11 protein-coding genes are annotated in these 14432 nt (G+C 66.8%); 5 read left to right on the forward strand and 6 right to left on the reverse strand.

All coding sequences use genetic code 11. From position 1 onward, the window contains the following. Nucleotides 1-70 precede the first annotated feature (70 nt). From OJF58_RS22035 to OJF58_RS22045, 3 genes are read left to right on the forward strand one after another with little or no spacing between them, the layout of a single operon-like run. Nucleotides 71-2218, forward strand: a complete 2148-nt coding sequence (locus tag OJF58_RS22035) for an SMP-30/gluconolactonase/LRE family protein (protein ID WP_300779920.1) — start codon at nt 71-73, stop codon at nt 2216-2218. Between the two features lie 3 nt (nt 2219-2221). Next, a complete protein-coding gene (locus tag OJF58_RS22040) occupies nt 2222-3340 on the forward strand; it encodes a hypothetical protein (RefSeq protein ID WP_300779921.1) in 1119 nt (372 codons plus the stop codon). A 20-nt stretch (nt 3341-3360) separates the two neighbouring features. Then, nucleotides 3361-4896 carry a sugar ABC transporter ATP-binding protein gene (locus OJF58_RS22045; RefSeq protein WP_300785359.1) on the forward strand — a complete coding sequence of 512 codons (1536 nt, stop codon included), beginning with the start codon at nt 3361-3363 and terminating at the stop codon, nt 4894-4896. Between the two features lie 70 nt (nt 4897-4966). On the opposite strand, the gene OJF58_RS22050 is transcribed toward OJF58_RS22045, so the two are convergent. Further along, the gene (locus tag OJF58_RS22050; RefSeq protein WP_300785361.1) at nt 4967-6259 is read right to left on the reverse strand and encodes an adenylosuccinate synthase; all 1293 of its coding nucleotides are present in this window, start codon (nt 6257-6259) and stop codon (nt 4967-4969) included. Nucleotides 6260-6406: 147 nt separating this feature from the next. Next, nucleotides 6407-6784: a hypothetical protein gene (locus tag OJF58_RS22055; RefSeq protein WP_300779922.1), complete on the reverse strand. Its 378-nt coding sequence runs from the start codon at nt 6782-6784 to the stop codon at nt 6407-6409. A gap of 126 nt (nt 6785-6910) precedes the next feature. Between OJF58_RS22055 and OJF58_RS22060 the strand changes: the two genes are divergently transcribed. Continuing rightward, entirely contained in the window at nt 6911-7672 is a 762-nt protein-coding gene (locus OJF58_RS22060) for a phytanoyl-CoA dioxygenase family protein (RefSeq protein ID WP_300779923.1), read from the forward strand. Between the two features lie 124 nt (nt 7673-7796). Continuing rightward, entirely contained in the window at nt 7797-9140 is a 1344-nt protein-coding gene (gdhA, locus tag OJF58_RS22065; protein WP_300779924.1) for an NADP-specific glutamate dehydrogenase, read from the forward strand. Between the two features lie 142 nt (nt 9141-9282). Here the strand turns inward: gdhA and OJF58_RS22070 are convergent, their stop codons facing one another. From OJF58_RS22070 to OJF58_RS22085, 4 genes are all read right to left on the reverse strand, one after another. After that, the gene (locus tag OJF58_RS22070) at nt 9283-11076 is read right to left on the reverse strand and encodes a hypothetical protein (RefSeq protein WP_300779925.1); all 1794 of its coding nucleotides are present in this window, start codon (nt 11074-11076) and stop codon (nt 9283-9285) included. A gap of 155 nt (nt 11077-11231) precedes the next feature. After that, complete coding sequence (locus OJF58_RS22075; protein WP_300779365.1) at nt 11232-12311, reverse strand: IS630 family transposase; 1080 nt, start codon at nt 12309-12311, stop codon at nt 11232-11234. A gap of 68 nt (nt 12312-12379) precedes the next feature. Next, entirely contained in the window at nt 12380-13168 is a 789-nt protein-coding gene (locus OJF58_RS22080; protein WP_300779926.1) for an alpha/beta hydrolase, read from the reverse strand. A 72-nt stretch (nt 13169-13240) separates the two neighbouring features. After that, nucleotides 13241-14407, reverse strand: coding sequence for an ATP phosphoribosyltransferase regulatory subunit (locus tag OJF58_RS22085; protein WP_300779929.1), 1167 nt, complete (start codon nt 14405-14407; stop codon nt 13241-13243). Between the last annotated feature and the right edge of the window lie 25 nt (nt 14408-14432).

Genomic DNA, 14432 nt, shown 5'->3' on the forward strand with positions numbered 1-14432 from the left:
GGGATGACACCATCTTCTGCGACTGACCTCTTTCGCCCTATGCGATAGCTCTGCTGACTGGAGAGTACCGATGTCGATCGCCAGCATGGAGAACAGCTTCGGAATGCGGCTGCGCGCCAGCCTGTCGCCGCGCCTGCTCCTGTCCGAGCTGCTGATGAAGCAGTGGTTCGAGCCGGTGATCCCGTTCACCGTGATGGTGGTGCTGGTGGCGGCCTTCGCCGCGACCATTCCCAACTACACGAACCTCGAGAACATCCTGTCGCTGATGCGGCTCTATGCCGAGTTCGGCTTCGTTGCGCTCGCGATGGCCTTCAGCCTGATCAGCGGCGGCATCGACTTGAGCGTCGGGGCGATCTTCGCCGTCTGCAACTTCGCCGCGCTCTATTTCCTGTACGTGCTCGAGCTGCCGGCGTGGGCGGCCGTGTCGGCGACGCTGGCGGTCGGCATGCTGATCGGCGCGGTCAACGGCACGCTGGTCGGCTATCTCAAGGCGCGGCCGTTCCTGACGACGCTCGTGACCCTGATCATCCTGCGCGCATCGGTGAACCTCCTGAACGAGCGCTTCGCAACCGTCTTCGCCACCGGCTCGGTCGACAGCGACGCGTGGGACTATCTCGGCATCGGCGACGTGTTCGGCGTGCCGATCAATGCGGCGACGCTGATCGTCGTCCTGCTGATCGGCCATCTGTTCCTCAGCCGCTCGCGCTTCGGCTGGCATCTGACCGCGATCGGCGCCAACCGCAAGGCCGCCCGTCATGCCGGTATCCCGGTCGAGCGCATGCTGCTGCTCACCTACATGCTGTCGGGCATGCTCTGCGCCTTCGGCGGGGTCTTCTATGCCGCCCGCCAGACCAGCACGGACTCGACCACCGGCGTCGGCTGGGAGTTCCAGGCGCTGACGGCGGTCGTGCTGGGTGGCGTGTCGCTCGCCGGCGGCAAGGGCACCGTATGGCGGGCCATGATCGGCGGCGTCATCATCTTCCTGCTGACCAACGGCCTCGTGCGCATGGGAATCCCGGGCTACGTCACGTCCGGTGCCATCGGTGTCATCCTGCTGGCGGCGGTCGGCATCGACGTGAAGTGGGCCAAGAACCGCGGCAAGGCGGTGCAGAAGATCTATGTCAATCCGGCGCGCGTGCCGCTCGCGCCATCGCCATCGATCCTGTCGGGCAGCGGCTCGCCGTGGGCCCAGAACGACCGTCTGATCAAGGCGGAAGCCATCGGCCTCGACCAGGTGGAGGGGCCGGAGGACGTGATCGTCGACCGACAGGACCGGGTCTACGGCTCGACACGCGACGGCAATATCATCCGCTTCTCCGGGCCGAACTTCGAGCGTCGCGAGGTCTTCGCCCATATCGGCGGCCGGCCGCTCGGCATGCAGTTCGACAAGGACGAGAACCTGATCGTCGCCGTCGCCGGCATGGGCGTCTACGGCGTGCGGCCCGACGGGGAAGTCTACAAGGTCACCGACGAGACCAACCGCACCTGGTACAAGCTGAACGACGACAGCCGGCTGCGCATGGCCGACGACCTCGATATCGCGCCCGACGGCAGGACCTATTTCAGCGACTGCACGACGCGCTACGAGATGACGACCAACTCACTCGACATCATGGAGGGACGGCCGAACGGCCGGCTGGTCTGCTACGATCCCGCGACGCGCAGGACCTGGACGGTCCTGAACCACTTCTACTTCCCCAACGGCATCTGTGTCAGCCATGACGGCAGGTCGGTGCTGATCGCCAGCACCTCGCTCTGCAAGGTCTTCCGGCTCTGGCTGCAGGGGCCGGACAAGGACAAGCTCGAGGTGGTGCTCGACCGGATTCCCGGCAATTGCGACAACATCAATCGCGCGTCCGACGGCAACTACTGGCTGGCGCTGGTCGGCATCCGCACACCGGTCTTCGACCTCGCCATGCGCAAGCCGGGATTCCGCCTGCGCATGGTGAAGCAGGTGCCGACCGACGAATGGCTGGCGCCCGGCCTCAATCACGGCTGCGTGGTGAAGTTCACCGAGCAGGGCGAGGTGCTGGAGGCGTTCTGGGATCCGACCGGCATCTCGCACTCGACACTCACCTCGATGCGCGAGCACAAGGGCTGGCTCTATCTCGGCGGGTTGGAGAACAACCGCATCGGCCGTATCCGGCTTGACGGCGCCGATCCGACCTGGACCGGCTATGAGGCCTACTGGGGCAGCAAGCGGCGCGACAGGAGCTGAGCGATGGGCTTCTTCACCTTCTTCCTGCGCGACATGGAGCAGATCCTGTTCCCGAACCGGGAGCAGCATGCCATTCCATCGATGGACGGTGCGCTCGGCCCCAACGATCGCCTCGATGCCTGCACGCCGGTCGGCGAGCCGATCCCCGGCGCCGATTGCGTGGTTGAAGGGCCGGACGGTGCGCTCTACGTCTCCGGCGGCCGGCAGGTGCTGCGGCTTTCGGGCGAAGGCTATGCGGACCGTAGCGTCTTTGCGAGCTTCGAGGCCGATGCCGGCGGTCTCACTTTCCATCCCGACGGCCGGCTGCTGGTCTGTGTCACAGGGCAAGGGCTCGCTGCGATCGATGGCAAGGGCCGTCAGAGCTGGCTCAACCAGGCGGTAGACCAGCCGCTTCACTGCCTGACCAGCGTCGCGGCCGCGGCCGACGGCAGCATCTTCATGACCAACGGCAGCAGCCGGAACCTGCCTCGGGACTGGTGCACCGATCTGATGCAGAAGAACCGTCTGGGCCGCCTGATCGCCTGCGGCCCCGGCTTCGACCGGCCGGACGTGCTGCTCGACCGCCTGCACTACCCGCACGGTCTCGCGGTCGCACCGGACAGCAGCCTCTGGTTCACCGAAAGCTGGAACCATCGGCTGAGCCGCGCCCCGTTGCAGGGGCGCGGCATCGGCGCCGTCTCCGTCGTCAACGGCAACTTGCCGGGCTATCCCGCACGACTTGCTGCGGCCAGGGCCGGCGGCTTCTGGCTCAGCCTCTTCGCCGTGCGCACGCATCTTGTCGAGTTCGTGTTGCGCGAGGACGATTTCCGCGAGGAGATGATGCGCACCGTCGATCCCTCGCTCTGGGTTGCGCCGGCGCTGCACACCACCGGCCATTGCCTGGAGCCGATGCAGTTCGGCTCGATCAAGGCGCTCGGCATCCAGAAGCCGTGGGCGCCGCCGCGCTCCTACGGGCTCCTGGTGCGCATCGACGAGGAGGGTGATGCGGTGTCGAGCCTGCACAGCCGCGTCGGCGGCCATCGCCACGGCATCACCGCCGCCTGCGAGACACCGCAGGGTCTGGTCATCGTCTCCAAGGGCAGCGGGCAGGTGCTGATCGACGGCACGGGAGGCCGCGCATGAACGACGCCGCCACGATGCCCATGCCTTCGGCGTCGCCGGCCGCGGTGCGCGAGCCGGTGCTGCGGATCGCGCACGGCAGCAAGGTCTATGGCGGCGTGCATGCCATCGAGGACATCGACTTCGATCTCTACCCCGGCGAGGTGCATGCGCTGGTGGGCGAGAACGGCGCCGGCAAGTCGACGCTCTGCAAGGCGATCGCCGGCGCCATCAAGCTGACTTCCGGCGAATACTACGTCGACGGCAAGCCGGCTGCGTTCGAGCGGCCGGGTGATGCGCTGGCTGCAGGCATCTGCATGGTCTACCAGGAGACCAGCCTCGTGCCGACCATGACGGCGGCGCAGAACATCGAGCTCGGCAACGAGAAGCTGCTGACGCGCTTTCGGACGCTGAACATCCAGGCCCAGCAGCTCCTGCAGTCGCTCAACTTCCACATCGACCCGGCGACGCCGGTCGCTCTGCTGGGCACCGCCAAGCGGCAGATGGTGGAGATCGCGCGCGCCGTCTACAACAAGGCGCGCATCATCATCTTCGATGAGCCGACGGCGAGCCTCACGCCCGAAGAAATCATCCATTTCTTCAACCTGGTGCGCGACCTGCGCCGCCGCGGCGTCGCCATCATCTACATCTCGCATGCGCTGGAAGAGAGCCTGCAGATCTCCGACCGCATCACCGTGCTGCGCGACGGCAAGCTGGTCGTGACGGCCAGGACCGCCGACATGACGCGCGAAAAGCTGGTCCACCACATGGTCGGCCGCGACATCGCCCAGACGCACTATGCCCGCGCCGCCCGGACGGCCAATGGCGGCAAGCCGCATGTGCGCGGCGAGAAGATGCTCACGGTCGAGAACGTCACCATGGGCATGGTGGTGAAGAACATGTCGTTCTCGGTCTATGCCGGCGAGGTGGTGGGCATCGCGGGCCTGATCGGCTCGGGCCGCACCGAGATCGCCAAGATCATCTTCGGCGCGCTGAAGCGCAACCTGATCAACGGCGGCACGATCAAGCTGCGCGGCAAGCCGGTGCGCTACCGCGTCCCGAAGCAGGCGATAGACGCCGGCATCGCCTACATCACCGAGGATCGCAAGCTCAACGGCTACTTCGAGACCATGGTGGTCGACGACAACGTCTACCTCGGCAAGCTCTCGACGCGCACCGGCTGGCGCTTCCTGCTGTCGAAGCTGATGCGCAACGAGCTGGCGAGCCACTGGGTCGAGCGGCTGAAGATCAGCGCCTTGCAGCGCAAGGCCAAAATCGTCGAGCTCTCCGGCGGCAACCAGCAGAAGGTCGTCGTCGCGAAGTCGCTGGTGCAGGACCCGCAGATCGTGATCTTCGACGAGCCGACGCGCGGCGTCGATGTCGGGACCATTCCCGAGATCCACGCCCAGATCCGCCGGCTGGCGGAGGAGGGCAAGGCGGTGGTGGTGATCTCCTCCTACCTGCCCGAGGTGCTGGCCATCTCCGACCGCATCCTGGTTGCTCGCCTCGGCCGCATCGTCGCCGAATTCGACGCCGCCGACGCGACCGAGGACAGGATCATGTACGCCGCCATCCATTGAATCTTCCGGACCGCGCGCATCCTGCGCGCTCATGATTCGAGCGAGCTGGAAGCTCGCGATCCGGAAGGCCCTAGTCCCGGAAGGGATCCGTCATCAGGATCGTGTCCTCGCGTTGCGGGCTGGTGCTGAGCAGGGCCACCGGGCAGCCGACCAGCTCCTCGATGCGGCGTACGTACTTGATGCAGGTCGCCGGTAGCTCGGCGTAGGCGCGCGCGCCGTGCGTGCTCTGTTCCCAGCCCTCGAAGGTCTCCCAGACCGGCCTGAGCTTGGCCTGCGCGCCCATGGTGAAGGGGAAGCGCTCGATCCGCTGGCCATCGAGCTCGTAGCCGACGCAGACCTTGATCTCCTTCAGCCCGTCCAGCACGTCGAGCTTGGTGAGCGCGATGCCGTCGATGCCGTTCAGCTTCACCGCCTGGCGCACCATCACGGCGTCGAACCAGCCGCAGCGTCGCCGCCGGCCGGTGTTGGTGCCGAACTCGTTGCCGCGATCGCCCAGGAGCTGGCCGATCTCGTTCCTGAGCTCGGTGGGGAAGGGCCCGTCGCCCACGCGCGTGGTGTAGGCCTTGGCGATGCCCAGCACATAGCCCACCGCGCCGTTGCCCATGCCCGAGCCGATCATCGCCTGCGCCGCCACCGTGTTGGAGGAGGTGACGAAGGGATAGGTGCCGTGGTCGATGTCGAGCATGGTGGCCTGCGCGCCCTCGAACAGGATGCGCTTGCCCGCCGCGCGCAGCGTGTCGAGCCGCTCCCAGACATCCTCGGCGAAGGGCAGGATCCTGGGCGCGAGCTCGAGCAGGTCGGACAGAAGCTGCTCGGGATTGACCGTCGGCTTGCCCAGTCCCTGGCGCAGCGCATTGTGGTGCGCCAGCAGCGTGTCGACCTTGTGCTTGAGCTGGTCCGGCTCGGCGAGATCGCCGACGCGGATGGCGCGGCGGCCGACCTTGTCCTCGTAGGCGGGGCCGATGCCGCGCCGCGTCGTGCCGATCTTGATGGTGCCCGGCACGTCCTCGCGCCAGCCGTCGAGGTCGCGATGCAGCGGCAGGATCAGTACGGCATGGTTGGCGATCTTGAGATTTTCCGGCGTCACCGACACGCCCTGGCCCGAGACCTTCTTCAGCTCCTCGAGGAAGTGCCAGGGGTCGACCACGACGCCGTTGCCGATGACGGAAAGCTTGCCCGACCGCACCACGCCCGAGGGCAGCAGGGCGAGCTTGTAGGTCTGGTTGCCGATCACCAGCGTGTGGCCGGCATTGTGGCCGCCCTGGAAGCGCACCACGACTTCGGCGCGCTCGCTGAGCCAGTCCACGATCTTGCCCTTGCCCTCGTCGCCCCACTGGGCGCCGATCACCGCCACGTTGGCCATTGCCCCGTCCGTCCCGATGCCCCGGCCTGCAGACACGAAAACGCCTCCCCGGGCCGGTGCCGGAGAGGCGTGAGGCTGGATAGCACTTTGGCGAAGGGGCGCGAAGAGGAAAAGCAGCCGCCCGGTGCGGCCGATCGGCCGCAGCACCTATTGCTGGATGACCTGGTCCTTGTCGTCCTTGTGCTCGGCGGTCGAGGGATGGCCGCTTTTGGGCTGGGTGATCATCGTCGTGCCGTTCGGGCCGATCAGCATCATGATCGGATTGTCGTCCTTGTCCCTGGCCCTGACGATGAAGGAATTCGGAACCACCTCGACGTCCTTGAAGCCCTCCGACTGAAGCTTGTCGCGGATCTTTTGCGGCAGGCTCTGGGCGGCACCGTCGTCCTTGGTCCGGGTCGACCCCGGACTCGTCGCCCGCGGACTCGTCGACGGGGCGGCCGATTGCGCCCAGGCCGGAGCGGAGACGAGGGCCCCGGTGGCGAGGGTTCCGGCGGCGAGGGCGGCAAGGAGAATGGATCGGAACATGGAGTTCCTCCTTGGGATGGGCACCTTCTGTAGGAACGGCGCGCAGGCCGGCCGCGTTCCGCCGGGTCGTCATTGCGCCCGGCCGACCTATATGATGGTCGTGAGCGGCAGAAGGCCTGTACATCGATGTTCGAGGAAACGCACTGGGAGGAGCTTGGCCGCGACGGCTACACGATCGTGTCCGGCGTGATCGACGCTGGAACCCTGCGCGCCGCCCAGGAGGCCGCGCGGCACCTGAACGCGATCCATCCCGATGGTGGCTGGGAAAGGAGCCGCAACGAACTGTGGCGGGAGGTCCGGCATTGCCACCGGCCCGAGTTCATGGCGATCGCTGCGGCTGCGCTCGACCCCCTGGCGCTCGAGATCCTGGAGTCCGCGCCGCCGCTCGACTTCGTCCAGCTCGCCTCGACGATGCCGGGCTTCGCGACCAAGGGCGGCGTCGGCCGGCATTTCCATCTCGACGGCGGCAAGGACCAGGCGCTCGACGTGTTCAACATCCTGTTCGGTGTGGCGCTGACGGCGGTGACGTCGGACACGATGGGCGGCTTCCACCTGCTGCCGCGCTCGCACGAGAAGTATGCCGCCGAGTTCCGCCGCCATCTGGCCGATCCCGCCGTGCACTGGGGCCAAGTCAAGCTCGACTACCAGCCCGTGCTGCTCACCGGCGCCAAGCTCGTCGTGCCGCGCCTCGAAGCGGGCGACATCATCGTGACCCACAGCTTCGTGGCGCACGGCACGTCGAACAACACCTCCGACGTCCGCCGCGACATGCTCTTCCAACGCCGCGCCGCCGCGCCGCTGTGGGACCCGGCGCGCCAGGCCGACGCACGCGCGACATTCATGCGCGATTCGTGGGCGTTCTTCAGAACGCGTCCCGTCACGAGGTGACACCGCCGTCCGTTCGACAGGCGGCATGCCAAAACCCTGAACAAGAAGCAGTTAATCGACCGCCGCGTTCGGTGTATCTGCGGGGCCCATTTGTCTGCAATTGAGTTCGGGGACGACCAAGAAAATGCTCGATGAGAAGCTTCAGCCGATTTTCGCCGATGTCCTGCGCCGCAATCCGGGCGAAGAGGAGTTCCACCAGGCAGTGCGCGAGGTGCTGGGCAGTCTCGGCGCGGTCGTCGCCAAACATCCGGACTATGCCGAGGATGCGCTGATCGAGCGGATCTGCGAACCGGAACGGCAGATCATCTTCCGCGTGCCGTGGGTCGACGACAAGGGCCAGGTGCAGATCAATCGCGGCTTCCGGGTCCAGTTCAACTCGGCGCTGGGGCCGTTCAAGGGCGGCTTGCGCTTTCATCCCACGGTCTATCTCGGCACCGTGAAGTTCCTGGGCTTCGAGCAGGTCTTCAAGAACGCCCTGACGGGCATGCCGATCGGCGGCGGCAAGGGCGGCTCGGACTTCGATCCCAAGGGACGCTCGGCCGGCGAGATCATGCGCTTCTGCCAGTCCTTCATGACCGAGCTCTACCGCCATCTCGGCGAATATATCGACGTGCCGGCCGGCGACATCGGCGTCGGCCAGCGCGAGATCGGCTACATGTTCGGCCAGTACAAGCGCATCGCCAATCGTTACGAATCGGGCGTGCTGACCGGCAAGGGCCTCACCTGGGGCGGATCGCAGGTGCGCACCGAGGCAACCGGCTATGGTGCGGTCTATTTCGTCGAGCGCATGCTGCGCACGCGTGGCCATGGCTTCGACGGCAAGAAAGTGGTCGTCTCCGGCGCCGGCAACGTCGCGATCTACACGATCGAGAAGGTGATGGAGCTCGGCGGCCGCGTCGTCGCCTGCTCCGATTCCAACGGCTACGTCCACGACGAGGCCGGCATCGACCTCGATCTGCTGAAGGAGATCAAGGAGGTGAAGCGCGGCCGCGTCGCCGACTATGCTGCCGCGCGCGGCGCCGGCGCGACCTACATGCCGCAGGGGCGGATCTGGGACGTCCCGGCCGACGTCGCCATGCCGTCCGCGACCCAGAACGAGCTGAACGGCCAGGATGCCCGCACCCTCGTGAAGAACGGTCTGCTGGCGGTGGGCGAGGGCGCCAACATGCCCTGCACGCCGGACGCGGTGCAGGTGTTCCTCGAGGTCGGCATCCTGTTCGGGCCGGGCAAGGCGACCAATGCCGGCGGCGTCGCGACCAGCGCGCTCGAGATGCAGCAGAACGCCTCGCGCGATTCCTGGAGCTTCGAGGACACGGAGGCGCGTCTCGCCCACATCATGCACGGCATCCACGACCGATGCGCGGAGATGGCCGACACCTACGGCGCCCCCGGCAACTACGTCCTCGGCGCCAACGTCGCCGGCTTCATCCGGGTGGCCGAGGCGATGCGCGCGCTGGGGATCGTGTGAGCCGCAGTCATGCACGCTCCGAGCGCTCAGGGGAGCGCGCAGCGCCAGTTGCGCCCGCCTTGGGCGGCTACTGAAGGGATCATGAGGGGCGAAGGCAAGAGGATCGCGGCACTGCGCTCCTGCGAGTGGGCTGCGAGTGCCGTCAGGGTACGAAGGGCGCCGCCGACATCAGCGGCCCCTTTCTGGGGCCGGCGTTGCGGCTGACAGCGAGCTCTTCGGGCGTTGGCGGAGGTTCGTTGTCGGTCGCTGCGGCGGCGAGCCCACGCCTCAGCAGGATCCAGCTTTCGCTTTCCGACCGAAGAGGGAAGTGCCGCTCGAGATAGGGTCGGTACATAGCCAGCGCCTGTTGCGTCCAGAGGCCGTAGGTCGAGAACTTCGGAATCAGCACGCAGTCGACATCGGCGAAAAGCTTTTCCGGAGACCGCTTGGGGGCGTCCGGTCCCGACCACAGATTGCCGCCGCGCGGCGGTGCGAGGCCAAGCATGAAGGGAAACGGGTCGACCTGGTCGACAACGACGATGCGATCGTGGCGACCGGGCGCCTTGCCGAGCAAAGCCACGGCATCGAGCAGCGTCTCGACATACTCGCTGGACGACAGCTCGTAGCCGGGAGAAGCGACCCGGGCGCGGTTCAACAAATGGTAGTCGGGTCGAGAGCCCGCGAAGGCGGCGAGCAGGCCGGATGGTTCGGCCGGAGCGGCAAGACCGCGCAGGTTCGTGCCGCGAAGCGTCCGCAGGCCCTGGCCCGAGGCCTCGATGTTGTAACTGGCGAGACTTGCCACTGACGTGCCGACCGAAAGGAGCGGGAAGATCAGAAGCGCCAGCAGGAGGCCCATGCTGCCGCCGCGACGGCGCTGCAGATGAAGCTCGCGCAACAGCGCGTAGAACAGGAAAGCGATGACGACCGCCGCCGGCAGGCCGTGAACCTGTGCGTTCTGTGACAGCAGCGCCGCCCCTCCGGCAAGGATGAAGCCGGTCGCCACTGGCAACCGGAGCGGTGCATCCTTTCGCCGCCACATCCAGAGCGCGACCGCGAGGGCGGCAAGATAGGGGGCGTACTCGGCCTTGTATTGGAGGAAGTTGTCGAAATAGTCCGTGGACACGCCCCGCATTTGTCCAGCGCCGGCCGCGGCGAACAGGTCGGCCCAGTAAGCGCGGTTCACGGGAGCTGCGGCCAGCGCGAACGCGCCCAATCCGAGGGCATACCAACCTCGCGGCGCAGCCCGGACGTGCGCGCAGACGAGCCCAGCCACCGGCAGTGCCGCGATCCCCACCAGGAAGTAGGTCATCTTGAGATAGAACATCGCGGTCAGCAGCCCGGCCGCGACCGCGATATCCGTGGCATCGCCCCACCGCCAGGGCCGCGGCGGCAGGAACAGGATGAGGAACAGAACGCTGATGCAGCTCCAGCCATATCGATTGTACGACATGGCAAAGGTGTGCGCGGTGGGCTTGTCGCCGACATTCGCGGGCATCAGGGCGAGCAGGCAAACGAACATCACGAAGATCGCCGCTGGCAGCGGCGGCAGGCGTCGCAAGGCTACGGCCGCTGCTGCCACAAAAAGCGCGACGGCCACCAGGACAGAGCCGGCCAGAAACGCACGTGGCCCGACACCGACAAGGCGGAAGCCGACATCCGTCAGCAGGAAGCTGAGTTGGCCCACCGGTCCGTGGAAGTCGACGTGAGGAATGTGACCAAGATGCAGATGCCAGGCACCCGCGAGATTGAACAGCAAGTCCCAGGTCATCTCCTCCGACAGCACGACCGGTGGAGACAGGAGCGCCCAGATCGCGGCCGCAACGGGCAACGCCGCGAGCATCAGCACCTTCGCCGGCGAGGCGGCGAACAGCAGCCAGGTCGACAGGAAACCGTCTATTGTTGGATTGGCCGCAAGGCACAGAGGCAACGAATCGCGTTCGCCGGCAACCGCCGTCATGCTTTCAGCCTCCGTTCAGATAGGTTGTGTGGCGGTTAAACCGACGATCCGCCTAACACGCGCTCCAGCGGGGACGCTGTGACATTCTTGAGGCACGACGTCCGCTGGACATCGTCGCCGAACTTCGAGGACAGCGAATCGAGCAAGTCTCAATGCTAGTGGATGGAATCTAACACTTGGTGCCCTCGTTTGACGGCGGCGATGATTTTGTTGGGGTCCTTTGTCCAGATGAAGGGCCTTGGGTCTGCATTGTGGAGGCGAAGGAAGCAGTGGATGGCGTCTTTGAGTTCGCGAAGAGATCGGAAGACGCCGCGCTTGAGGCGTTTGTTCGCGAGCTTTGCAAAGAAGCCCTCGACGGCATTGAGCCAGGACGCCGACGTTGGGGTGAAGTGGAAGGCGAACCGCGGATGCTTGTCGAGCCATTGCATCACTTTGGGATGGCTGTGGGTGGCATAGTTATCGATGATGACGTGGATCGTCTTTCTCCTGGGTGTCCTTGCATCGATGGCGTTGAGGAAGCGGATGAACTCTTGATGACGATGGCGCTTCATGCACTGGCCGATAACCTTGCCCTCCAGGACGTCGAGGGCGGCGAACAGAGTGGTGACGCCATGGCGCTTGTAGTCGTGGGTCATGGTGCCGGCGCGCCCCTTCTTCATCGGCAGTCCCGGCTGGGTGCGGTCCAGCGCCTGGATTTGGCTCTTTTCATCGACCGAGAGCACGATGGCGTGGTCGGGCGGATTGACGTACAGCCCGACGATGTCCCTGAGCTTGGCGGCAAACTGCGGATCATTGGACAGCTTGAATTGGCGGACCAGATGCGGCCTCAGGCCATGGGCGCGCCAGATCCGTTGCACCGAGCTGACGCTGATCCCGGCCGCCTCGGCCATCGCCGGGCCGGTCCAATGGCTCGCCCCCGACGGCGGCCCTGCCAGCGTCATGGCGACAACGTGCTCGGCCACCTCGGGATGGAGCGGCGGGATGCGCGACGGGCGTGTCTTGTCGCGCCACAGCCCCGCTGCACCTTCCGCCCCGAACCGTTCCTGCCAGCGCCAGATCACCGTCTTGGCCTTGCCGGTGGCACGCATGATCTCGGCAGTGCCATGCCCGTCGGCGGTCAAAAGAACGATCCTTGCCCGCCAGACGTGCTTTTGCGGGCTGTTGCGGTTGGCCACCACCGCCTCCAGCTCGCCACGGTCCGTGGCATTCAACTGAAAGTTCGTTCGCTCGTGCATTCCTCTGACTCGCATACGCGAGCCCGATCGGGAATCCCCTCGCGAATCGAAATGTTAGATTTGGTCCACTAGGAAGCCGCCGCTCTTTGCCCGACAGCGGCGGTCGCCGCCGCCGGCTCGTTCGCGCGCAGGAAGGTCCGGATGTGGCGCAGCGCGAGCGGGATGCGGTCCTTCGGGTCCTTCCAGGGATAGAGGCTCACCTGCGCGTTGGGTGCGAGCATCGCCGACTCCATCGCCACGGCGAACGGATGCGGCGGGATGTCGTCGGGCAGGACGAGGATCGGCGTGCGGCAGGCGCGCACGAAGTCGCGCGTCACGGTGAACACGAAGTCGGCGCGGTCGCGGTACATGCTGGTGAGAAAGGCGCTCACACCGTCCATCGTGATGTCGGGCCGGCGCGCCGAGAGGGCAGGGCCCCAGCCCTTCATGTTGTTGTCGTAGAACTGGTCGGGCAGCTCGGGGCGGTGGCCGCTCGGCTGCGCCAGCACGGCGGCGGCGACACGGTCGGGGGCGCGCTTCAGCAGGTTCCAGATGAAGGGGCCGCCGATGCAGAAGCCCATCACCAGGAACTGCCGGATGCCGAGATGATCCATCAGGCCGATATGGTCGTCGGTGTAGGCGTCCCACGGCCGGTCGATCTCGAGCGGTCCCGCCGATTGCCCCGGGTTTGCGTTGCGCAGATCGGCAGCGATGCAGCGATAGCGATCGCTGAATTCCTTCATCGGATTGAACGGATGATTGCCGTCGAGGCCGGCGATCGTCGAGTTCAACCCGCCGCCAGGGATGACCAGCAGCGGAAAGCCCGAGCCCACCTCCTTGTAATGGATGCGGACATTGCCTCTCTCGTAGAACGGCATGGCGGACCTCCCCCGGCAGCACGATCCGGCGATGCTAGCCCGGATTTCCCGAACCGTCTCCTGAGAAGCCGGTCAGAGCGGCACGGCCTCGCCGTCGATCAGCGCATGCGTGCAGCGCAGGCGCTTGGCCTCTTTGCGCGGATCGGCGGCGGCGCCGACGGCGCGCACGACGGCATAGCCCCTGGCCTGCCACGGCTCGGCTTCGCGCCACGCAGTGCCCTGCGGCAGGTAGAGCCGCGGCCGCTCCGGCGCGCCGTCGGAGGCAGCGAGCACCGCGTCCATGTAGAGCGTGAAGCCGGTGGACGGCTCGCTCACGCCGTCCTCCGGATAGCCGGCCGAATAGCGCCCGCCGCGCGCAACTTCCTGGCGTTCCTTGCGGGCGAACACGGAGAAGGAGACGCCGGTCTGGTATTCGAGGCCGCGATACTCCACCGGATCGAGCGTGAGCGGCAGCTCCGCATCGGCGGCGCGCACCAGCGCCACGACCTCGGCGAGGCGTCGGGCCTCGGCGGCTCCCGCCGCCGGCAGGTCGAGCTTCTTCAACTGCGCGATGGCCGCTTCGGCGCGCCCCGCCGCGCGCAACAGGCCGACGAAGACGCCCGCCGTCTTGCGGTCGTTGCCGAGCGCCTTGCCCACGGCGGCCTCGTCCTTGCGGTCGAGCGCGCGGCGCAGGCGGCGCAGCGGCTCGCCGTCGATCTTCAATCCGCCGGCCACGGCCGCGACCAGGGTCGGCAGGTTGAGATCGACCGTGAGGTCGCCCACGCCGATCGCGTGCAACGCGTCGACCGCGAGCAGCACCGCCTCGGCATCGGCCTCGGCCGTGTCGACGCCGAACAGCTCGGCGCCGACCTGGGCGAACTGGCGCTCGGGCTTCAGCGCGCTGCCGCGCACGCGGATCACGTTGCCGCCATAGGAGAGGCGCAATGGCCGCTCGAGGTGCTTCAGCCGCGTGACGGCGATGCGCGCCACCTGCAGGGTCATGTCGGGCCGCACGCCCATCATGCGCTGCGAGACGGGGTCCATCAGCCGGAAGGTCTGCGAGGCGAGCGCGGCGCCCGGGCCGCCCAGCAGCGACTCCTCGAACTCGACCACCGGCGGCTTCACGCGCTCATAGCCGAAGGCGGCGAAGCGGGCGATCGCGACGTCGATGGCGTGCGCCTCGCGCGCGGCGTCCGGCGGCAGCAGGTCGGCGAGGCCGGTTGGGAGAAGGCCGCGATGCTCGTTGTCGTTGGCGCTCATGGATGGGCTTGATAGCGCATTGTGC

It is taken from the genome of Enhydrobacter sp. (assembly GCF_030246845.1).
GTDB lineage: Bacteria > Pseudomonadota > Alphaproteobacteria > Reyranellales > Reyranellaceae > Reyranella.

Bases quoted from the DNA above. Each gene is read 5' to 3' on its own strand.
- OJF58_RS22035 (WP_300779920.1), top strand. From the start codon at position 71: ATGTCGATCGCCAGCATGGAGAACAGCTTCGGAATGCGGCTGCGCGCC.
- OJF58_RS22040 (WP_300779921.1), top strand. From the start codon at position 2,222: ATGGGCTTCTTCACCTTCTTCCTGCGCGACATGGAGCAGATCCTGTTC.
- OJF58_RS22045 (WP_300785359.1), top strand. From the start codon at position 3,361: ATGCCTTCGGCGTCGCCGGCCGCGGTGCGCGAGCCGGTGCTGCGGATC.
- OJF58_RS22050 (WP_300785361.1), bottom strand. From the start codon at position 6,259: ATGGCCAACGTGGCGGTGATCGGCGCCCAGTGGGGCGACGAGGGCAAG.
- OJF58_RS22055 (WP_300779922.1), bottom strand. From the start codon at position 6,784: ATGTTCCGATCCATTCTCCTTGCCGCCCTCGCCGCCGGAACCCTCGCC.
- OJF58_RS22060 (WP_300779923.1), top strand. From the start codon at position 6,911: ATGTTCGAGGAAACGCACTGGGAGGAGCTTGGCCGCGACGGCTACACG.
- gdhA (WP_300779924.1), top strand. From the start codon at position 7,797: ATGCTCGATGAGAAGCTTCAGCCGATTTTCGCCGATGTCCTGCGCCGC.
- OJF58_RS22070 (WP_300779925.1), bottom strand. From the start codon at position 11,076: ATGACGGCGGTTGCCGGCGAACGCGATTCGTTGCCTCTGTGCCTTGCG.
- OJF58_RS22075 (WP_300779365.1), bottom strand. From the start codon at position 12,311: ATGCACGAGCGAACGAACTTTCAGTTGAATGCCACGGACCGTGGCGAG.
- OJF58_RS22080 (WP_300779926.1), bottom strand. From the start codon at position 13,168: ATGCCGTTCTACGAGAGAGGCAATGTCCGCATCCATTACAAGGAGGTG.
- OJF58_RS22085 (WP_300779929.1), bottom strand. From the start codon at position 14,407: ATGAGCGCCAACGACAACGAGCATCGCGGCCTTCTCCCAACCGGCCTC.